Origin of the sequence: Luteitalea pratensis, from assembly GCF_001618865.1 — a bacterium.
Classification (GTDB): domain Bacteria; phylum Acidobacteriota; class Vicinamibacteria; order Vicinamibacterales; family Vicinamibacteraceae; genus Luteitalea; species Luteitalea pratensis.
Genome location: NZ_CP015136.1, coordinates 1,906,895 through 1,928,344, shown reverse-complemented (window position 1 = coordinate 1,928,344; position 21,450 = coordinate 1,906,895). Strand labels below are relative to the sequence as shown.

The 21,450-nt window shown below is 65.7% G+C and carries 19 protein-coding genes; 4 read left to right on the top strand and 15 right to left on the bottom strand.

The genetic code is table 11. The annotated features are described in order from the left end of the window. The first annotated feature begins 120 nt into the window (after positions 1-120). Genes LuPra_RS31675 through LuPra_RS07885 form a run of 3 tightly spaced genes read left to right on the top strand, consistent with a single transcriptional unit; the run spans position 121 to position 3,028 of the window. Complete coding sequence (locus LuPra_RS31675) at positions 121-735, top strand: hypothetical protein (RefSeq protein ID WP_157898881.1); 615 nt, start codon at positions 121-123, stop codon at positions 733-735. 10 nt (positions 736-745) lie between these two features. After that, the gene (locus LuPra_RS07890; protein ID WP_157898880.1) at positions 746-1,648 is read left to right on the top strand and encodes a metallophosphoesterase family protein; all 903 of its coding nucleotides are present in this window, start codon (positions 746-748) and stop codon (positions 1,646-1,648) included. Between the two features lie 15 nt (positions 1,649-1,663). Continuing rightward, positions 1,664-3,028: an alpha/beta hydrolase family protein gene (locus LuPra_RS07885; protein WP_110170243.1), complete on the top strand. Its 1,365-nt coding sequence runs from the start codon at positions 1,664-1,666 to the stop codon at positions 3,026-3,028. 126 nt (positions 3,029-3,154) lie between these two features. Here LuPra_RS07885 and LuPra_RS07880 read toward each other — a convergent pair whose 3' ends face one another. From LuPra_RS07880 to LuPra_RS07805, 14 genes are all read right to left on the bottom strand, one after another. Further along, the gene (locus tag LuPra_RS07880) at positions 3,155-3,979 is read right to left on the bottom strand and encodes a hypothetical protein (protein ID WP_157898878.1); all 825 of its coding nucleotides are present in this window, start codon (positions 3,977-3,979) and stop codon (positions 3,155-3,157) included. A 340-nt stretch (positions 3,980-4,319) separates the two neighbouring features. After that, positions 4,320-4,448: a YidH family protein gene (locus tag LuPra_RS07875; RefSeq protein ID WP_110170241.1), complete on the bottom strand. Its 129-nt coding sequence runs from the start codon at positions 4,446-4,448 to the stop codon at positions 4,320-4,322. A gap of 56 nt (positions 4,449-4,504) precedes the next feature. Then, complete coding sequence (locus LuPra_RS07870; protein WP_110170240.1) at positions 4,505-4,861, bottom strand: DUF1622 domain-containing protein; 357 nt, start codon at positions 4,859-4,861, stop codon at positions 4,505-4,507. Positions 4,862-5,031: 170 nt separating this feature from the next. Next, entirely contained in the window at positions 5,032-6,324 is a 1,293-nt protein-coding gene (locus LuPra_RS07865; RefSeq protein WP_110170239.1) for a hypothetical protein, read from the bottom strand. Positions 6,325-6,460: 136 nt separating this feature from the next. Further along, a complete protein-coding gene (locus LuPra_RS07860) occupies positions 6,461-7,378 on the bottom strand; it encodes an SMP-30/gluconolactonase/LRE family protein (RefSeq protein WP_110170238.1) in 918 nt (305 codons plus the stop codon). 106 nt (positions 7,379-7,484) lie between these two features. Next, positions 7,485-8,066 (bottom strand): O-methyltransferase, encoded by a 582-nt coding sequence (locus LuPra_RS07855; RefSeq protein ID WP_110174579.1) that lies wholly within the window; start codon positions 8,064-8,066, stop codon positions 7,485-7,487. Between the two features lies 1 nt (position 8,067). Beyond that, positions 8,068-8,619: a hypothetical protein gene (locus LuPra_RS07850; protein WP_110170237.1), complete on the bottom strand. Its 552-nt coding sequence runs from the start codon at positions 8,617-8,619 to the stop codon at positions 8,068-8,070. A 27-nt stretch (positions 8,620-8,646) separates the two neighbouring features. Continuing rightward, positions 8,647-9,762, bottom strand: coding sequence for a cache domain-containing protein (locus tag LuPra_RS07845; RefSeq protein ID WP_110170236.1), 1,116 nt, complete (start codon positions 9,760-9,762; stop codon positions 8,647-8,649). Positions 9,763-10,024: 262 nt separating this feature from the next. After that, positions 10,025-10,477, bottom strand: coding sequence for a WapI family immunity protein (locus tag LuPra_RS07840; RefSeq protein WP_110170235.1), 453 nt, complete (start codon positions 10,475-10,477; stop codon positions 10,025-10,027). Further along, on the bottom strand, positions 10,474-10,887 hold the full coding sequence (locus tag LuPra_RS07835; RefSeq protein ID WP_157898877.1) for a YybH family protein: 414 nt from the start codon (positions 10,885-10,887) through the stop codon (positions 10,474-10,476). Before LuPra_RS07835 ends, LuPra_RS07840 begins: the two co-directional genes overlap by 4 nt. A gap of 101 nt (positions 10,888-10,988) precedes the next feature. Continuing rightward, the gene (locus LuPra_RS07830) at positions 10,989-12,053 is read right to left on the bottom strand and encodes an endonuclease/exonuclease/phosphatase family protein (RefSeq protein ID WP_157898876.1); all 1,065 of its coding nucleotides are present in this window, start codon (positions 12,051-12,053) and stop codon (positions 10,989-10,991) included. A gap of 155 nt (positions 12,054-12,208) precedes the next feature. Next, entirely contained in the window at positions 12,209-15,427 is a 3,219-nt protein-coding gene (locus LuPra_RS07825) for a TonB-dependent receptor (protein WP_110170232.1), read from the bottom strand. 178 nt (positions 15,428-15,605) lie between these two features. Then, positions 15,606-16,694, bottom strand: coding sequence for a GNAT family N-acetyltransferase (locus tag LuPra_RS33650; protein WP_157898875.1), 1,089 nt, complete (start codon positions 16,692-16,694; stop codon positions 15,606-15,608). A gap of 163 nt (positions 16,695-16,857) precedes the next feature. Further along, on the bottom strand, positions 16,858-17,265 hold the full coding sequence (locus LuPra_RS07805; protein ID WP_110170231.1) for a cupredoxin domain-containing protein: 408 nt from the start codon (positions 17,263-17,265) through the stop codon (positions 16,858-16,860). Positions 17,266-17,313: 48 nt separating this feature from the next. Between LuPra_RS07805 and LuPra_RS07800 the strand changes: the two genes are divergently transcribed. Continuing rightward, complete coding sequence (locus LuPra_RS07800; protein WP_157898874.1) at positions 17,314-17,703, top strand: type II toxin-antitoxin system VapC family toxin; 390 nt, start codon at positions 17,314-17,316, stop codon at positions 17,701-17,703. A gap of 249 nt (positions 17,704-17,952) precedes the next feature. Here the strand turns inward: LuPra_RS07800 and LuPra_RS07795 are convergent, their stop codons facing one another. After that, positions 17,953-21,402: a TonB-dependent receptor gene (locus LuPra_RS07795; RefSeq protein ID WP_162271325.1), complete on the bottom strand. Its 3,450-nt coding sequence runs from the start codon at positions 21,400-21,402 to the stop codon at positions 17,953-17,955. Positions 21,403-21,450: the final 48 nt, after the last annotated feature.

Here is a 21,450-nt window from a genome sequence, read left to right as displayed (position 1 = left end):
CGTCGGCCGACACCTGGCAGCGGTCTTGTCGCCCGCGATACGCCTTTCGGCCACCTTCGACACCCCAGCAGACTCCCCTGACGGGCATGCTTCCTGCACTTCTGCCGGCGGAGGCTTGCCATGGGTCAACTCGGCCGCATCTCCTGCCTGGCGGCGTGGCTGGTGCCACTCGTCGCCTGTGGTGGGACGCACCACGACACTGCTGGAGGCACACAGACGACTCCGGCCGCTCCCGCCGCCCAGGCGGTGGCGACGGCTGACCCCGCCACGCTCGAAGACTTCACCCGGCGCCTTGACGCGTACGTCAACGTGCAGCGCCGCCTGGCGAAGGAATCGCCGAAGCTGAAGGAAACCGACAATCCCGGCGACATCACCGCGGCAGAGGATGTGCTCGCCGCGAAGATCCGCGCCGTCCGCAAGGACGCACGACGCGGCGACATCTTCACGCCGCAGGTGGCGAGCCTGTTCCGCCGCCTGATGTATCCGGAGCTCAAAGGACCTGACGGACGGGACACGAAGGCGAATATCGACGACGAGCAGGCGACCATGCGCCTGAAAGTAAATGCCCCTTACCCGGCGAGCCAGCCGTTCCAGACGCTGCCGCCGAACATCCTCGCGAACCTTCCGCAACTGCCTGCGGACGTGGAGTACCGCGTCGTCGGCAAGGACCTCGTCCTGCGGGACGTGGACGCCAACATCATCGTCGACTTCATCCCGAACGCGATTCGGTCGTAAGGGGACTGCCATGCGCCGGGTATTGCTCGCGCTGTTCTGTGTCGGATTGATCATCCCTGCCGCGGCCCAGGACCTGGTGCTGCCGGCGCAGCCGAAGTCGCTGAAGTTCGCGGTCATCGGCGATAGCGGCACCGGCGACCAGCATCAGCGTGAGGTGGGCAGGCAGCTGGCCGCCTGGCACGCACGATTCCCGTTCGAGTTCGTCCTCATGGTCGGCGACAACATGTACGGCAGCGACGGTGCGAAGGACTACGTGAGGAAATTCGAGGAGCCGTATAAGCCCCTGCTGAGCACCGGGGTCAAGTTCTACGCCGCGCTCGGCAATCACGACAACCCCAACCAGCGCTTCTACAAGCCGTTCAACATGAACGGCGAGCGCTTCTACTCGTTCAAGCCGTCATTGATTGGCGGTGCGCGGTTCTTCGCGCTGGACAGCAACTACATGAGCCCGGAGCAGCTCGAGTGGTTCAACAAGGAACTCGGATCGAGCGGTTCCGACTGGAAGATTGCGTTCTTCCACCACCCGCTCTATTCGTCGGGCGACCGCCACGGCTCGGTCCTGACGCTGCGCGACCAACTCGAGCCGACATTCATCAAGCACGGCGTGAACGTCGTGCTGACCGGCCATGACCATTTCTACGAACGCCTGAAGCCGCAGAAGGGCATCGAGTACTTCGTGGTCGGCAGCTCGGCAAAGCTCAGGCGCGGCGACAACACCTCCGACCTCACCGCGAAGACCTATGATGAGGGATACGCGTTCATGCTCGTCGAGATCGAGGGCGACAATCTCCACTTCCAGACGATCAACGAACGCGGCGTGACGGTGGACAAGGGCGTCGTTCGAAAGGACGCGGCGACGAACAAGGTCATCGGGACGAGCGGCACGGCGCCGCGACCATCCGCCCGGCCCTAGACAACAGGACGGCAGATGCGCAAGTCGAGAGTGCTTGGTGCCATGTTGGCCACAGCTCTCGTCGCGACCGCCATCGCGCGGTCGGCCCTGCAGGCCCCGGCCGTGCGTCCCGTCGACGAGGCGAGGCTGCGCGAGTACGCCGGCGTATATCAATGGGGCCCGGACGAATTCGCCTATCTCCAGCTGTGGCATGAGTTCAGCGGCTTCGACAAGCCCGGCCACCTCGTCGCATTCGATGAATCCGGGGAGATTCGCGTCCTGTATCCCACCGACGATGACAGGTTCTTCGTCGGTCCGGGGGCTGCGGTCCCGACAGCGATCGAGTCGCGGATCGACTTCCAGCGCGATGCATCCGGCAACATCGGGTCGCTGACGCGGCAGCGCGAGGGCACCGCGCCCCGCACGGCTCGTCGAGTCGACATCGAGAAGCAGGAGGATGTCCGGTTCTCGAATGGCGACATACACCTTGCCGGGACGCTCCGGAGTCCCGGGACCGGCGGCACACATCCCGCCATGATTCTGGTGCACGGCTCGGGTGCCGAGAATCGGGACTACATCCTGCCGTTCGCGCGATTCCTCGTCCGCCGTGGCATGGCGGTCCTTGCCTACGACAAGCGCGGTGTCGGTGGGTCAACCGGCGACTGGAACACGGCCTCGTTCGACGACCTGGCAGGCGACGTCGTCGCCGCCTTCGACTGCCTGAAGACGCGCAGCGACATCGATCCGATGCAAGTCGGACTACTCGGTGTGAGTCAGGCCGGATGGGTGATGCCAATCGCCGCAGTCCGCGCTCCGCAGTTGAAGTTCCTGATCAGCATCTCGGGTGCCGGCGTGGCTCCTGCCGAGACCGCCCTGGACCATGCGCGGGCCGAGATGACGGCCGCGGGCCGGCCGGCGGCGGTCGTCGAGCAGATTCTCGACCTGATGCGACTCCAATACCGGTTCGCGCACACCGGTGAGGGGTGGGAGGAGTACATCGCCGCGCGGCAGCAGCTCGCAAACCGCTTCGGCGGACCGGCGCCACCCAACTTCCCAGGCACCAGGGACGACCCGTTGTGGCCGACGATGCGCGCGTTCTACTTCTACGATCCAGGTCCGACGCTGCGGCGGCTGAAGACGCCGACACTCGCGCTGTTCGGTGAGCTGGACGACAACATCCTCGCCGACAAGAACAGGGCCGCGTGGGACTCGGCACTGACAGCGGCCGGGAACCCGGACTTCACACTTCGGATCCTGCCGAAGGCCAATCACCTGCAATGGGCGGCGCGAGTCGGCAACACCGCCGAGATGGCGTCGCTGAATGGGTTGGTCCCGGAGTACTTCCCCACTATCGAGTCCTGGCTCGCCACACGGATTCGAGGCTTTGGGGCCGCCAGGTAGTCGCACCGATGCGGCCAAGCCGGCCGGAACGGGCACAAGCGTTCTCGATCTGGATCGGATTGCGCGCGACCGCGACGGTTCGGCGTGCCGGAGGCGGCCGCCGGCGCCCGCCGCAGCTCGTCGTCGTCAACGGGTCCGCGTCAGGCCAAACGCCGTCGCGAGCTTGTCGAGATCGCGCTCGACACCCGTCCATGACGACTGTGCCGCTGCTGGCATCGTGCGCGCGGACGCGCCCGTACGAATTGTATCGGCCTGGTGAAACAACGCCGTTACTTCCCCCGTAGCCGGCCGATCGTCGCCAACCGCCGAAGCGAGTTCGCGTGCGGTTTTCTTCAAGTGCTCGACCCCGCCGACGGCGGCCTCGCGACTCGCCTTGTCGACGGTGGGATCGCCTTTGAGCGCGGAGTCGTAGGCCTTCTTGAACTTGTCGGCGTTGTCAGCCAGGCTGCGGGCGGTCGCCTGCACCTCGTCGTCGTTCATCCGACGCGCCTGGGCGCCGGTCGGCATCGGCCATGGCGCGCCGTAGACAGCCGCGAGCTCGCCGAGGCTGGCCGACAGCCGCTTCCATTCGCTCGCCCCATCGAAGTCTGCAGCGCGCGTCGCCATGAACCTGTCGATGTCGCTTCCCTGGCGCAGCACAGTGCTGGCTTCGGTATTGGCCGCGTACTTCGCGTCGAACCGGTCCTTCAGGTTCCCCACGTTCCGCTGAAGGTCATCGAGGAACCGATCGACCTGCACGTCACCGGCCGGCCCGCGCAGGGTGGTGCGTTTCAGCTCGCCATCGAGTTGATCCTCGAAGCGATCGCGCTCGTGGTCGATCCGCTCGAGCAGCGATTCCACTTCCTTGTCGTTCAGGCGTCGGCCCTGCGCCGCAACGTGAGTCGTCAGGATGGTGAGGACGGTCAAGGTGGCCGCCAACAGTCGCGACGTGACAGACATTCTCGAACCCATGAGGATCTCCTCTCGCGCCGCGGCCGACGCCGTGCAACGCATCGTGCCGGGCACGGGATCTCGTCGTCGGGGCAGCCACATTCGGCCTTCGTCATCCGGCCATCGGCCTTCGTGTCGTCCAGCGTCCAGCCTCCAGCCTCCAGCGTCAAGCGTCAAGCGTCAAGCCGTCGTCGGCCTGATTATCGTGCTGCTGCACGCGTGACGGGCCGAGGCCCACCACCGCCCCGCAACGACGGCGGCGAGCGACCTGGGGACGTTGCTAAACTCGGCCGGAATGCGTTCATGCTGCGACGATGTTCGATCGTCGCCGCGACCAGCGCGAGAATGCCGATCGTGATCATCACGACCGCGAAGCCATGGGGTCCATCGCACCACCCTGATCGTCCCTGCCGGCGCCGACGAACGGGAAGAACTTGTAGATCGAGAACCCAGACGAGATGAGCGAGGCCGACGCGCGGACCCAGGCCATGAGCGTTCGCTCGTACGCAAGCCTGGTGCGGTCGACGGCGAGCCTCGTGTTGACGTTCAGTTCGTCGCTCCTGCGGCCTCCGCGGATTCGCTGTGCTCGAGGTCCCGCTCGAGGAAGTAGTTGAGGAACGTCCGGATGGCCGCAATCGCCGCCAACCCGTCGATATCCTGCAATGTCGGCGACATCACGGTCGTGATGATGTCGGCCGCCAGCTTGAATTCGAGCCCGAGCAGCATCCACATGGCGGAGCGACGCCAGATGACCTTGCGCGCGCCGTGCCTAATCGCTGGCCGGAACGCCGGCCTGAGCAGCATCACGAACGCCTCGAGGGCGCCAAAGGAGACGACCACGATGGCTGCAAGCTCGACAACAAGGCTCGCTACGCGCGCGAACTGCAGGACGACCTCTTCCATGTCGCCACGAACGCGGAGATGGATCCGCTCGGCATCACTGTTGGCAGACGCTTTGCGGCATGCACCGGCGCTGTGGCGCCCGTCTCGCGTTTCAGTCGCTGTGATGGCCGAGCCGGGTGTCGCCGTCTCCGGTCACCGCGTGCTGCTACCCGACACGGCGAGGCTTGCGCTCATGATTGCGCACGCCGAATGATCAGCACACCATGCGCCGCGGAGATGAGCGTGGCGCACAGCAGTGCCGCCGATCCCGTGGCGATTGAGCCGGGGTGCTCGTTCATGAGGCCGACCGTGAGGACAGGCAGCCCCACGAGCCACGCGAGAAAGACGGAGAGCGCAAGCGACGGCGCGATGAGCCGGTGAACCGATTGGCGCGGCAGGTCTCCGTCCCTGCGCTCGAGCGCACGGTACCACGCGTACATCGGCATCAGCCGGCCCTGGATGCCCGACACCATCTGCGCCACGAAGAGTATCCCCGTGGCTCCATACGCCCACGTGACCCCCTTCGGGGGATCGCCCAGCGCGAGCCAGCAGCCGAGCGCCATCGCCACGATGAGATACACGATGGCGAGATGGGTGTGCCACGTCGACCAGTCGTGAGGCGGCAGTTCGGTCGGACGCGGACGACGATTGCGCAAGGTGCGGCGAATCCAATAGAAGAAGGCGGCGAACGCCCCCATGACCAGCAGGACCGAAGGGCCGGGGGACCATCCGGCGACGAGCGATGCCGCGAGCCACAGCGTCCCCACTTCGAGCAGGATGGCGCTGATGCCCAGCCCCGGACCCGAGGGCATGGCGGCCGGCAGGAACATCGGGATCAGCCTGTATCCCGTTCCGAAGATCATCATCGTCGCCCAACCGAGGACGGCGAGATGTGCGTGTGCGAGTGCGAACGCCAGCGGTGACCATGGCAGAGTCCCCGCGAGCCGGTTCGCCGACATGAACGCACCCGCCGCGCCGGCCAGGATGATGTTGACGAACGCCAGCGCGAGGTGGAGCGACACGCCGCGCGGCAATCGGGCAGCCGGAAGGTTCGACAGCAGGCGCGCGCCGACGAACGTCAATGCGCCGAGCACCAACAGGGAGGCGATCCCGACGATCGCAAATCGCCCCGTCCAGAATCCGCCCACCATTCCCGCGGTCCCCAGCCAGTAGAAGAGGCATGCGGTCGCATCCGCTCGCCGGGCGCGGAACGGTAGACCAAGCGCAAGTGGCGCGACGATGTACACCGCGCCAAGGATGGAGCCGGAAATCCAGCCCAGCGTCACGAGATGCACGAGCGCGATCAGCCGCGGATGGTAGTGGAACGCGCCGGCAAGTCCCGGTTCGATCAGCAGGGTCGCGAAGGCGATCGCCAGCGCGAGGTGTGCACCGCCAAAATAGGCGAGCGGTAGCGTGGGGGCAGGCAGGAGCGCGCGGCGGCCCGCGGAGATGCCGGCCGCAGCGTCTTGGGGATCAGCGTTCATCGTGGCAGTTCGCCGGGCATGGCGGGGCCGGACAGCCCTGGCCCGTCACTCCACGTTAGCGGAGCGACGGCCCGTGCGCATTGCGCTGGCGCAAGGTTGACGAGCGCGCATTCGATCTGCCTGCCGCGACGTGTCCCTATTTCGTGACGCGGACGACGAAGTCGGGCGACGGCGCCGCAAAGCCCGCCGTGACGGCGTACAAGGCGTCGCCGAACTTCGCGATCGTCGTCGGTACCTTCGTCAACGGATTCGACGTGAAGGGTTCCGTGAGGAAGCCGGCAATCGCCCCGGACGCGTAATCGGCAGACAGGTTCACGACGGCGATCCTGTTGCGGGTGTTCTGCACCACATACAACGTCTTGCCTGCGAGCAAGAGTCCATCAGCGTTGGGCAGTGTGTCTCCACTGAGATCGACGAGCTCCGGCGTGTGCGTGGCCGTATCGATGCGGAAGAGCTGCGCGGTGGGGCCATTGACCACGAAGAGTTGCTCGCCATTCGGCGTGGCGGCGATGCCGTTGGTCCTGAACGTGGACGGCAGCGGGATCGGCGTCGCGTCCAGTGCCGGCTCGCCGGCGGGTCCGAGCGCCACGCGGTAGAGGAATGCGGCCTGGGTATCGGTGAAATACGCAGCGTCGCGTGTGATCACGACGTCGTTGATGAAGGTCGGCGCCGTGTGGAACTGGTAGGACGCGACGATGTCGCCAGACTCTGCATTGAAGACGGTGCCCATGCCAGTCGTGGAGCGTGCGACAAACAGCAGGTTGCTCCTCGGATCGTGCTTCATCCCGGTAGCAGGCACCCCATCTGGCGTCACGAGCGTCGCGACGTCGCCCGTGCGCAGGTCGCCCACCAGGATCTGCCCACGCGTGTTGGCCGCGAGCGACCCGGTGTAGAAGGTCGTGCCGTTGCCAACGCCGATCCCTTCGGGACCGAAATCGGCCGGCAGGGGGATGAAGTCAGGGAACGCACGAGCGGAAGTCAGGGCTGACGCGACGAGGATGATGCCTGTCAACGCAACAAGGCCGAGATGGAGACGCCGAGCCGACGAGCGCATGTGACCTCCTGGGATATGGGTAAGGCGATTCTACGACGTCTGGTGCGCATACCTGCGACGGCGGCGACCGAAGAGGTGCCTCGCCATCGACCGGATCGCAAGAGATTTACGTCGGAGACTTCACCGCCAGGAACTCGCCCTTGCCCACCGAGACCAGGCAGCTCGTGAACGCCGCATCAGCGTTCACGAGTGCGACCAACGAAGCCATCTGATCGGCGTGTGACGACGCATTGTCCACGACCAACAGGCCCCCTGGTCGCAGGAGGCCGCGCAACTGCGGCCACCAGCCGGCGTACTCCGAGCGCTCGCTATCGAGAAAGATCACGTCGTAAGCGCCGGCGTCACCGCGCAGCATGTAGCGCCCGGCATCGTCGTGAATCAGCGTGATGAAGGGCGCAAGTCCGGAGCGCGCGAAGGTGGCGAGGGCGAGCCGGACTTTGTCGTCGGCAGACTCGATTGTCGTGACCGCACCGCCAATCGCGCGTGCCGCCTCGGCAAGCCAGAGTGTCGAGTAGCCGTTGGACGTGCCAATCTCCAGGATCCGCGTGGCGAACGTGGCGCGGACGAGAACCGACAGGAACTCGCCAGTGTCTCGCGTGATGTTCAGCATGCGCCGTGGCCGCTCGTCGGTGGTCGCGTCGTTCTCTACGCCGAAGCGCTCGAGCTCGCGCTTCAGGGTCTCGAGCAGATCACTCACCTGCTGCTCCGTTGCGCGCCTCGCTGCCAGCCAGCACCCTGGCGATCGCCGCCATGGTCGTCCAGCTGCGTGTCGTGGCTGGCATGCCGAAGACCCGATCCAGCGAGCCGAGCTGGCCGATGGCCTTCATCTGCCGCCGGTACAACCCCACGACGAAGCGATTCTCTCTCGCAAGAATCTTCACGAGCCAGGGACCTGTGAGGGGGAGGTCCATGGGCAGCGGCGGCGCCACTCTCGGAGAACGGGACAACACACTCACGAAGCGGACGATGTCCGGACGGAGGTCGTCGGCGGCGAAGAAGTCGCGGGACATCAACCTGACAATGGCGCTGCCCTGGCAGATCATGATCTCGGCATCGAATGAAAGCCGGCGCGCGACCTCGAGCCGTAGTTGCCCGAGACGGACCGGCCGCCGAATCACGAAGGTACCCGCGGCACCGATGCTGACGGCGTCGAAGTGCCGCAGGTCTTCAGCGAGCGCAGAAGGGCGAAAGGCCCTGTGACCGCCGACGTTCACGCCCCTCAGCAGGACCACGACTGCCACAGCGTGAATCGTACTCGCGCGCGTCGTCTAGCGGACTGGTCGGGCGGCCGGCATGTCGTCGGCGTTCTCGTCGTCGCCCGTGTCCGGCATGCGCGACACCGGCCGATGCTCGACGAGATCCATGTCGACGTCGATTGCCGGTGCATGGAGGCGCATCGAGAAATACAGCGCGAGCGCCAGCACGAGCAGCGCCGTGACGACAAACACCAGCAGCAGGCGCCAACCGATGGACCGGACGGGCCCCATCAACTCGGACTCGGCCTGCGACACAGCCACGAACCAGGACAGGTTCGGGAACGTCCGGGCCAGCTGGCTCCCTGCAACGCCCACGACGTACGAAGTCCCTTTGTCGTCGACGGCGCTGAAGTGCATCCCCGCCTGCCGCACACCCTCGACGACCGACTGCTTCGACAACTCGTCAGTCAGTTCTTTCGTGGCAAAGAACCGCGCCGACGGGTCGCTCGACTCACGGCTGAACACCACCGTCCCGCCCTCACGTACCAGAGTCGCCATGCCCGAGGCGCCCAACTGCACGCCGGCCACGGGTGCCAGCAACTCGCGTGCGTCGAACGCGACCCGCACGACACCCATCAACTGGTCGCCGGTCGCCTCGGGCACGGGTGCCGAGACGTGCATCACCGAGATGCCCTCCTTCGCATCCCAGCGCAACTGGGTCACGAAGACGCGCCCGACGGCACCGTCGTCAACGGTCGCCTTCCACCAGTCCTCACCGGACTCGTCGCGCGGCGTCACGGCGCGCGACGCCGCGACGATCTGCCCTTTCCTGTTCGTGACGATGATCTCGCGGTAGACCGAGTCGTGCGCCACGAGGTCGGCGAGATAGCGGGAAGCGGGGTTGGCGGCGAGCCGGGTCGTGTCGGGCGCCGGGGCCGCTCGCACGGCTTCCCGGATGTCCTGTGTGCGGCCGATCATCGACACGTCGAGGACCTTGCGGTAGACGTAGGCGTCGACACCGTTTGCCGTCTGCTGTGCGATGTCCGACAGGTGCCGGCCGTAGGTATCGCGGAGTGTCGCTTGGGCGACGAGGAGGACCAACAGCACGCCAGCAGCCAGGACCGGCAGGCTGACGAGCAGAAAGACCGACAGGACGGTCGAGTTGATCCGGGGAAAATGGGTACGCATGAACGACCCCTTTCCGGTGCGGCGCTCGGCCGCATCTATTGGTGCCAGGCCTCACCTTGGGGCCGTTCGAGCGCTGGTGTCAAGGGCAGCGTCTCGGCGTCACCGAATCAGCTCATCTGTGCCGCTCTACCCCGGCGCCAGCCGGTGCCGCCCCTCCTCCCGTGTGTTCCTGCTGTCCTGTGATCCTGTGGTCCTGTGTTCCTGTGTTCCTGTTGTCCTGTGGTCCTGTTCCTGCCCGTCTGGCGGCGCCGTGCGCGGCGCATCAGGCATCGCGTGTCCCGGTGACGGGAAACGCCGCGAGGAGATACTCCAACGACTGACGGATGTCCGGTAAGCAGTTCTCATCGATCCCGAAATCGAACAGCAGGCGGTTCCCGGCGTCAGCGGCGTCGACCGCCTCTCCCCTGACACGGACATGCCCGTTGCCGTCGCCGGCCAGGGTGATCGCGATGCAGCCCTCCACGGTGTTGAAGCTCGCGGCCCCCTCGAGCGCCCGGCTCAAGCCCTCCGTGTCCTCCAGGAACGCGTGGAACTCCTCGGATCGCAGATCCGCCTGGAACCTGCCGCGAAATGCTCCGGCCACGATCTCGAGCTCGCAGTCGATCCAGTTCCCGTCCCGGTAGTCGAACAGGCCCGGGTGCTTCCGGCACAGCGGCCGGATGAGCACGTACTGTCGGTCGGTGTCGCCGATGAGGATGTCCGTACTTGGAGTCACCGTTCTCTCCGATGATCAGGCCGCGCCGTGGTCCATGTCACCACGGCGACTCGCCACGTGCCCGCGTCGTCACGCTGCAACAACCATCCGTGAGCGCCGGCAAAGACTGAAGGACCCGTCGCGGCTGGACGGTCCAGGGTTGTCCGGAAGGTTGCCACTTTCCAGGCGAACGAGTCGAGTCCGTCGATTGCGAGACGATCGATGTCGATGCGCACCACTCCCTCGTGAGGCTGCGCCGCGAGCCAACGCACAATCGCGGCCCGGCCGCAGAGAGGTCCGTGGTCTGGTGGCAGCCACACGGGTTCAGCCGTGCACAATTGCAGGACGGCCGACATGTCGCCCTTCAACTCGGCATCCACCCATTCGCGGTGGACGGCCGCGATTGCGAGGCGGTCTTCATCAGAAAGCACGGCATGCCCTTTCAGCTTTTCCGTGCGATGCCGAGGAGATGTGCACTGCTGTCGACGTCTGCCACGATCCAGCCAGCCCATCTCGGGTCCATGGCGGACTCTCAGTGCCAGACGAACTCGGCCACCAGCGGCCGGTGCGCCGACAGTCGACCCGCGGACTCGGGCTGAATGCCCAGTTGCTCGAGCTCCGACTGTGGCAGGTCCGCCGTGTCGAGGACGTAGCCCTGGCGAAGCGCGAGCGTGTGCGGACTGTAGAGCACGAAGTCCATGGGCCGGGACGGAAACGGCGTGCCGCGACCGTCCCAAGTCCACGTGTCCGCGCCGTCGAGGTGTCGGAGTTCGGCCACGAGCAGTCCGGCGTGCGGCAGCCGATACGGACCGGACACGATCACCAGCGGAAGTGGCGTGCTCACCAGGTTGAAGTCCCCGCCGACGATCAGGCCGTCGACGCGGGTTCGCTCCAGGACCTGCCTGATACGCCGACGGATCTCGCCTGCCTCGACGCGACGCCGGTCCTCCTGCCAGCTTCCCGGGTCGTTGCCGCAGCACTGCATGTCCGTGGTGACCACCAGGAGGCGGCGTTGTCCCGCGAGTACGACCACGCCGTTCATCGGGATCCCGCCGTCCATGCTGAAGGCCGGCTCGACGGGTCCGGCGGCGACCATGAGATCGGCGAGCCGGCGACGATCGTCGGCGGGGTACGGCACGATATCGGAGAACTCCGCGAGGCGCTCCAGCGGCAGGCGGCTGACAATCACGCCGCGCTGCCGTCCCCCGCTCGCGCCGAAGTCGATGTGCCACTGATCCGGTCCATCGGGCGCCAGCCCGGCCAGGGCGGTGCGGATCTGCTGCGCGTTTGTGGATGGAGACACTTCGTCGAGCAGCAGGATATCGGCCCGTGACTGACGAACGACCGCCCGGAACGCCGCCGGGTCCTTCACGAACGCATCACTCGAGAGGTTCCACGAGAACACGCGAACGCCTGCGCCTGGTGCCGCAGGACCGGCGTCAGTCCGCTGTGGCGCGCGCACATCGGCGGGACCCTGTGCTTGCTGAGGCAATGCCGCGGTGGTGGCCTGTCCGGAGGTCATCACCGCGACCGACAGCACGGCGCACGCGAGTGCGGCATACCCGCCGCGTGCTCTGGCGTTCGGGTGCCGGATCACGAAGGACTCGCTCGGTAGGGGGACACACTCGTGGGCAATGACACCTCGCACACACAACAATGACATGCGTCAGCGTCACGGCACGAGTGGGCCGCCGCCGGCAGCGCCGGTCCGGCGTCAGCGACGCCGTTGACCGACGCTGCGCGTCCAGCTGTTCAGAACAGGAACCGCGCGCCCAGCTGGATCTCGCGCGACGGGAACCTCGTACTGCTGATGCGACCGAAGTTGGTGTTGCCGAGCCGATCGTTGGGATTCGAGAAGTGGGCCTTGTTGAACAGGTTGAACACCTCCATCCGCAACTCGAAGGAGCGCGTGCCGCCGAGAGCAGTCCGCTTGAACAGCGAGAAATCGGTGTTGATGAATTTGGGCCCGCGCACCTGGCCGATCTCGTAGTTGCCGAACTCGAAGTTGGCCGGCGTCGCGAAGCAACTCGTGTCGAACCACTGACCCACCGCCTCGGGCATGCCGACCTCGTCGCACGTCACGTTGGCCCAGTTGTCGGTGCCGGTATTGAGCTGCGACGACGCCAGCCTGATGTTGAGGGGCTGGCCGCTCTGATACATCGTGATGCCATTGATCGACCATCCCTCGACCAGCCTCTGCACCACGCCTGACGCGTCGGACAAGAACTTCCGACCGGGTCCGAATGGCAGTTCATACGCCCAGCTGAGGACGAAGTTGTGGGGAATATCGATGGCCTTCCCCGTCGACGGCGCCCTCGTCTCGAACGAGGGATGCAGGATGAACGCGGTGTCCTCGGTCTTCGAGAGCGTGTAGGAGAGCAGCGCCTGGAACCCGCGTGAGAAGCGCTTGTCGACCTTCACCTGGAGGGAGTCGTACCAGGACTCCGCATCGCCCGATCGCTGATTGATGACCGGGATGTTCGGGGCCAGGGCGTAGTACGGCCGGCGCGGGTCGAGAGCTCCAGGGCCCGGCAGGGGCACGTTGATGTTGCGGCTGACGAAGATGTTCGCGCCGCGTGTGCCCACGTACGACACGTCGAGCACCGACGACCACGGCAGCTGGCGCTGCACCCCGACGTTGAACATGTGCGCCATGTTCGGCTTGTCGCCCGCCGGGAAGAAGAACACGGCGAATCCCGGTGGTGGCGCGATCGTCGGCGTGAGCGGCACCGCCGTGAATCCCGGCAGGCCGGCGCTGACCGTCGTGAACGGCGTGAACTGGTTGGGCGTCTGCAGGTCGATCTGCTGGAACAGAGGGTGATTGCGTTCGAGCGTCCCGCCGTTGGCGCCGAAGTTGTCCCGGTAGTAGCTGATGCCGTAGGCAGCCCGAATGGCCGTCCGACCTTCGTCCGGCGACCACGCGAGACCGAGACGAGGCGCCCAACCCGCGAAGAAGTTCGTCGTCAGCGGCCCGCGGTCGTCCTCGGAGGCCGAGTGGATCAGCCCGTCCTCCAGGCTGAAGTTGGTCTGCCGGTTGTTCTTCTCGACGGGAGTCGTCAGCAGGTCCCAGCGCAGGCCGAGATTGAGCGTCAGATCGTGCGTGACACGGAAGTCGTCCTGCACGAAGAAGCCGACGAAATTGATCAACACCTCGGGGTAGGTGTCGACGAAGTCACGCTGCACGCGGCTGGGAAGGCCGAGCAGGAAGCTCGCCCATGGTTGACCGGTGTTCGCTGCGCCAAGGTTGCTGGTGTAGTTGCGATCGAAGGTGAAGAGCCCACGCGGCTGCGTTTGCGGGTTCGTCAATGTCGACTGGATGAAGCGCACGTCGCCGCCGAACTTCACCGAATGCTTGTCGAACATCCACGTGAAGTTGTCCGAGAGTTGCAGCGTCGTACCGATGCGCACCGAGTTGGTGAAGCCGGGAGAGGCGGTGCGCAGGAAACCCGCGACGTTGAAGTCGGCAATGCCGAACGTGTACGGGTGACCTTCGATGTTGCCGTTGGGGATGCCCAGCTCGTTGTTCTTCGGGATCCCGAAGTCAGAGCCGAACTGGGCGAGGTCGTACTTGTTGATGCCGAACCGCAGTTCGTTGAGCCGCCGCGACGAGAACGTGACGGTGTGCCCGAGGACGAGGTTGTAGTTGCCCGACTCGGACCTGTTCCCTCCAGCCATGAAGATGTTGGCGGTGGGCGGCTCGACGAAGTCGCGATCGGCCCTGGAATAGCGGCCGAACACCGAGCCCCATCGCTCCATGTTCAGATCGCCCCTGACGTCGAACGCGTCCTGCTCCTGCTCGACGACGTTGTTCTCGATGTAGTTGTCGGCCAGGCCCGGCCGGTTCGGCAACGGCCAGATGTCGGCCACCTGCCGCGTCACGGGATCGATGCGATCGGCCGGGATGACGTTGCCGGCGAAGGGCTGCCTCGTCAGCGGGTCGAAGATCGGCGTGCCGAACTCCGTGAGATCGCCGCGCCTCATCGCGGCGGTCGGGACCGTGGTCACCACGGTACGGCCCTGGTCCTGGCGCAGGCGTTGGTAGTCGCCGAAGAAGAACGCCTTGTTGCGCAGCAGCGGCCCGCCGAACGTGCCGCCGAACTGATGCGAGTTGAACGGTGCCTTGGTCGCCGCGAAGAAGTTCCGCGCGTTGAGCGACTCGTCGCGGTAGTACTCGAACAGCGACCCGCTGAACTGGTTGGTGCCCGAGCGGATGCTCAGGTTGACGACCGCACCGCCGAACACGCCGAACTCCGCGGTCGGGTTGTTGGTCTGGACCTTGAATTCCTGCAGCGCCTCGAGTGGCGGCGTGATGTTCACGAAGGCGTTGAGCGGCTCGTTGTTGGCAATGCCGTCGAGCAGGTAGTTGTTGCCCGACCACGGCAGGCCGTTCACGCTGTGATGGACGGCGCTGCGCGCGCCGGCGCCGGCGGGATTCTCGGCAAAGTCGGCAAAGCCCGCCTGGACCGCGCCCGGGGTCAGCGTGATGAGCTGCTGAAAGAGGCGGCCATTGAGCGGGAGCGACTGAATCTGCTTGTAGTCGATCACCTGGCCCTGCTCGCTCGACGTGCTCCGGACCAGTGGCGCCTGGCTGACGACGCTGATCTGCTCGGTCACGGCACCGACTTCGAGTGGAATGTCCAGCCGCGACGTTTCGGCAATCTGCAGGATGACGCCCGTGACGATGTTCCGCTTGAAGCCGGCCAGTTCCACGGCGACCGTGTACTCGCCAGGCGGCAGGGCGGTGAACGTGTACGTGCCTTCCTGGTCGCTGGTGGTGCCGCTGCTGATGTTGGTCGCGACGTTGGTCGCGGTGAGCACGGCCCCTGGCACGACGGCGCCGTTCGGGTCGGTCACCGTACCGGTCAACCTGGCGCGAGTCGTCTGACCGAGCACGGGCGGCACCGCGCACAGGCACGCGAACGCCGCGATCGCGCCAACGCGCGCGCAGCGCCTGATCTGCATGCATCGCATGAGACACCTCTTTCGCGCCCGCACGAGTCCATCGGCGTACCAGGACGGCCGACACCGGGCCTCCCGCGTGGACGCCGAAAAGAGATGACTCTTCGACCCCTGACGGGCGAATGGTGGAGTGCTTGCCCACGATGCGCGCAAGCCACGGGTGGAGTCAAAGTCAGCCGGACGATTCTCCCTACACCGCGGCGAACGCGGCGTGGTACGCAATCGTGCCGGACTTCCCTTTCAGGATGGCGGGCTCCAGTTCGATGGCCATGAATGCCTCGTCCGGAACGTCGTACTCGGAAACCACGCCGAAGACGGATGCCGGAGCAAAGCCGAACCTCGGGTAGTACTCGGCGTGCCCAAGCACGACCACGGCGGCAACGCCCGATCGTCGGCACTCATCGAGCCCCGCCGTCACCAGCGCCGAGCCGATCCCCTGCCGTTGCCGTCCGGGCACGACAGCCATCGGCGCCAGCCCCATGATGGGCATCCCGGGATGCGACGACAGCGTCACCGGCGAGAACAGGATGTGTCCAACGACTGTCTCGTTCTCGACCGCGACCATGGAAATCAGTGAGGGCGCCTGCTGCCGCAAGGCGTCGACGAGGTCCGCCTCCAACGTGGTGTCGAACGCCGCTCCATTCACGTGACGAATGCCGGGAATGTCCTCGGGTCGCTCTCGCCTGATGCTGTGCATGTCTCGGGTCCCTTCACCCGCCCGCCCTACCCCCTCGTCCCTCTTACGTCCTCGTCCTCCTCCTCCCTCTTCCCTCTTCCCTCTTCCCTCCTCCCTCCTCCCTCCTCCCTCCTCCGTCCTTCCTCCTCCCTCCTCCGTCCTTCCTCCGCCAATGTTATGAAGGCCGGCGGCCGAATGACGAAGGCCGATGCGGGGTTCTCCGGTGGCGACGTCCCGGATTGTCGCGGCGCGGCCCGACACGCCGTCGCCATTGCGATCGGACGGATCCTCGAGAACACGAATCGCCTCGTCGGGAATGGCCTCGACGAGCGCGGCGCCGAACAGCGGGATCGGTGCGCGCCGAGCCACCACCGTCACGTCGTCCGGGATCATCGGCTGGCAACCGTGCGTGGGCACCGAGAACAGGTGCATCAACGTGTCGCCCTCGGCGTTGAGACCTCGGAAGCGGCCTTCAGGGTCGCGGTAGCCGACGCGCGTCTCGAGCATCACGCCGCCGCCGATGGCTGGCACGTTGTGGCATACCGCGCAGCTCGTGCCGTTGAACGCCGGGCCGAGCCCCTCCTCCGCCGTCTCCACCTCCATGAAGTGTCAAGACCCAGACGGAACTCCTCGAACTCCACGGGGGTCACCCCCGGCAGCGGTCCGCCGGCGCTCGTCTGCGCCTGCGCCGTCACGCGCACGGCCAGCGACACGACCGTCCCGGTCAGGGCCCCGCAGCACACCCAGACAGCGACTGTGCGCCACGTCATGGCGTCGAGCGACCGTCGGCCTCGCGCACGATCAGTTCGCCCCTCATGAAGTTGTGGCCGGCGCCGCACATGCGACTGCACTCGAATCGATAGCGCCCCGTATCCTGCAATCGCACGACCACCGTCGCTTCCCCCTTGCCCCGCTTCGGGATGGCGATGTTCACGTCGCCGCCGACGACGCGAAATCCGTGCGACGTGTCGTCGCTCTTGATCCGGAACTCGACTTCCTCCCCGGCGAGGATGGTGATGCGGGATGGGAAGAACACGAAGCGTTCCGCGCTGATCCGGACGATGCGGCGCGTCGGCGCACCCGGCGGCGGCTGCCCCGGCGGCGGCGCGGGCGCGGCCTGGCCCATCGAGATCACGGCAAGACACAGCACGTACACGTAACGAAGAGGTGCCATCAGAACCACCAACCCAGGCCGATGTTGATTGTTCCTCGACGGCGGCCTGTGAGCGGCTACCTGCTGGATACCAACGTCACGCTCGTCGCACTGACCGAGCCTGCGCGGCTGACGCCACGCGTGCGCAGGGCCATCAAGACCGGCCCGAACGTCTTGAGCGTGATCGTCTATTGGGAAGTCGTGCTGAAGGCGATAAAGGGCGCGCTTGCCATCGACCATCCGCAAACATGGTGGCCGGATGAGCTCGACCAGTTGGCTGCGACCGCGCTGGCATTCCGGCCCGATCACGTCAGCACCGTTCAGACGTTGTCGCCGATCCACAAGGATCCATTCGACCGGGCACTGATCGCGCAGGCCGTCGTCGAGCAACTGACGCTGCTCACGACCGACAGAGAGATTCCGCGATATCGCTCGGATCAGCTTCAGGTAATCACGTAGCCGAGCCCAGCGGGGCGCGGAGTCAAAGGTAAAAAGGGCGAAAGGGCGAAAAGGGCGAAAAGGGCGAAAAGGGAAACGACAGAACCGAAGCGCAAAGGTTACCCGAAGGGGGGAAGCCTTAAGAAGGGACCGAAGGGCGAGCGTGTGCCCGTCCTGCAATTCCCCTTCAGCCGCGTCGGTCTTTACCCTTCGATTCTGCCGTTTTGCCCTTTTCGCTCTTTTCGCCCTTTTGTCCTTTGACCGCCTCTCTCAGAAGTCGACCCGCAGCGTCAACTGCATGCGACGGGACGGCCGGGCGTTTGTGTACTGGCCGAACTCGGTCGTCGCCGGCAAGACGCCGGCCGCCGTGAAGTTGGCCGTGGTGTTGACGGCCGAGAACTGCACCGTGTTGAAGGCGTTGTACACCTCGGCGCGGAAGGTGATGCGTCGCGTCCCGCCAATCGGGATGGCCTTGGCGAGCGAGATGTCCCAATTGAGATAGCCGGGACCGATGATCTCGTCGTTGGTCGCGGTGCCGATGCGATTGGTGGCGACTGACGGTGGCGCGACGCACTCGGTGGCGAAGGCCCGCACCGCCGAGCGATCGTCGCGCGACAGGTTCGGGTCACAGACGATGTCGACCCGCGAGTCGACGCCGGCGCCGACACCGCCCGTCAGGTCGCTCACACCCGCGATGCTGTAGCCGATGGCGAGCGTTTCGCCGCTGAGCGCGGTGGTCACCCCGGAGATCTGCCAGTCGTCGAGGAACGCATGTGCGATGGCGTTGTCCCAGCCGACGTCGGGAATGTCGTACGAGTAGTTGACGGCGAGGTTGTGCCGGCGGCCGACGTCGCGATAGTTGCGATCGCGGACGTCGAGGAAGGGATTGACCGTCGGGTTGACCGTGTTGGTGGCGCCGCCGACGTTCTTGGCAAAGGCCAGGGTGTATGCAAGGCCGAACCGCAGCCGCTGCGTGTAGCGCCGCGTCAGGCCCGCCTGCAGCGCATCGTAGTCGGAGAAGCCGGCGAACTCGGTGAGCAGGATGTCGCCGTAGCCGCGGTAGGGCCGCAGGAAGTTGGGTGGGAGTGCCTGTCCGGTGGTGGGGTCGATGCTCGACGGCAGGAAGTTCGTGCCATAGGGTACGCCGTTGATGTTCCGGAACTGGAGCAGGCGTCGCCCCTTGGAACCGACGTAGGCCAGGTCACCAACGAACTTGTAGCCGAGATCGCGCTGCACGCCAATGCTGTAGTTGTACGTGTACTGCGGGCTGTAATCGGAATAGACCGTCCGCGCCGTTGCCGGACTGAGGCTCAGCGGCGTCGACAGCAGTTCTGGAATCGTCGTGTAGTTCGCGGTCGGCGTGTTGACCAGCGGCGGCAACTCGACGTGCTGCAGCACGATGTCGTCGTTGAACCGATCCGGGAACAGGCCAAAGCCGCCGCGTATCGCGGTGCGGCCGTCGCCGGTCACGTCCCAGGACACGCCGATGCGCGGCGCGACCTGGATCGACGGCGTGTCGAAGATCCCTTCGTCGTACAACTGGACACCGTTGGACGTATTGCCCGAGCCCGGCACGTACGTGCCGATCTTCACCGCCGGCAGGATCTCACCGGTGACTGGATTGAGGCCGCGCCGGCCCGACGGCGTACTCACCGGCTGGATCAGCAGCGGCGCCTGCGCCGGGTCGAACCGCTCGGGCAGGAACACGGACAACTGGTCGCCCTTGCTCTGCGACGGCCCGATCCGGTAGAAGCGGATGCCTGCGTCGACCGTAACGTTGCGCCTGATGCGCCAGCTGTCCTGGACGAACCACTCGACGTTGGCGAACTGCGAGTTGGCATCCGGGTGGCCGGTGGCTTCCGAATACGAGTTGACCGATCCCAGGATGGCGTTGGCGAATGGATGGTTGGCGTCGAGCGGGTTGGCGGTATTGCGGTCGAAGTTGAACGCGCCGTTGAACACCGTCGACCGCGCCGCCGGGCGGGTCGTGTACTCGATGAACACGCCGGCCTTGAGGTTGTGCGAGCCGACGATCTTGGTCATGTTCATCGACGTGTTCCAGATGTCGTTCTCGCCGAAGAACGGGTAACGCCCCTCGACGCCCAGCTGGGGCAGGTTGAACAGGTTCAGTCCGGCAGCGGCGAAGTTGGCGTTCGGGACGATCCGATCGGGATTGGCTTCGGGAAAGAAGCTCGGCAGGCCGCCGAGACCGACGTTGTTCCGATCGTTGCGATCCCGATCGGCTTCGGTGAGCGGTTCGACCGTCTGCTTGCCGTGATTGAGGCCGACGGTGACTTCAGCAACCAGCGTCGGACTGAACGTGTGCAGCAGCGTGTTCACGACGCCGTAGCTGTGAATCTCGTAGGCAATCGGCAGCTGCGGCCAGTTGGCGTTGTTGAGCACGAAGCCCCAGCCGCCCTTGTAGGCCTCGTAGCCCCAGTTGACGCGCGTGTAGAAGTTGGTGTTCCGGCCGATGTTCCAGTCCACGCGCACGACCTGGTCGTTGCGCGGCTGCTCGTACTCGCTCTGGAAGGTGTAGTTGCCCTGCGTGTCGCCCGTGAGGTTGGGCAGCGGAAACAGATTCAGCATGGCCTGGCCATTGGCGTCGATCCGATTGGCGGGAATGCGGTTGCCGGGGAAGGCCTGGGCCGTCTGCGGATCGCGGATCACGATCAATGCGCCCGTGCTGTCGAACGACTGCGAGAAATCACCTTGCCGCTCGAGCGCCGTCGGCATCGTCCGGCGTTCGAGGCTGCCGGGGTTGGTGCGCGGCAGGAACTCCTGGTTGAAGAAGAAGAACAGCTTGCTGCGGTCGCTGTTGAAGCCGGGCAGGATCACCGGCCCGCCGATGTTGTAGCCGAGGTAGTCGAAGCGGTAGACGGGCTTTTGCCGATTCAGTTTGTTGTTCAGCCACTCGTTGGCGTTGAAGGACTCGTGACGCTTCGAGTAGAACCCGCCGCCACGGAACTGGCGGCTGCCGCTCTTGGTGATCACGTTGATCGTGCCGCCGGAACTGCGGCCGTACTCGGCCTGGTAGTTCGAGGTCAGCACCTTGATCTCGGCAATCGAATCGAGGCCAGGCGCCAGGAACGGCCCGGTATTGGAGCCCGTGTCGAGGTTGGTGACGCCGTCGTACGTGAGGTTGATGGTGTTGACGCGGCCGCCGTTGATGGACAAGCCGCCGAGATTGTTCCATCCGGGCGCTTCGCGGTTGGCGATGTCGACCACGCCCGGCATCAGGCGCAGGTGGCCCATGTAGTCGCGCCCCTTGAGCGCGACTTCCTTGATCTGCTCCTGGCTGATGAGGCCGGAGCGCTCGGCGCTGTTGGTCTGGACGCGAGCGGCTTCGGCCTGGACGGACACGGTTTCGGCGAGGTCACCGACCTCGAGCACGATCTGACGCAGGCCCAGCCGTTCGGTGGCCGAGAGCACCAGTCCGGTCTGCACGGCAGTCTTGAAGCTGGTGAGAGCGACGGTCACCTCGTAGGTGCCGGCGAGCAGGTCGGTCACGACGAAGGCGCCGGTATCGTCGGTCGTCGTCTCGCGGGAGATCTGGGTGTCTGTGTTCTTGATGGTGACGGTGGCACCGGGCAGGACGCTGCCCGAGGAGTCGGCCACCGTGCCGGCAATCTGACCCGTAAGGCCTTGTGCATACAGCATTGGGGTGGCGCCACACAGCACGGCGACCCCCAACAGCCACGAGAACACTCGATTCCTCATGTTGCTCTCCATCTGGGATGCAGAACCCTACGCGTGGCTCGACGCTTA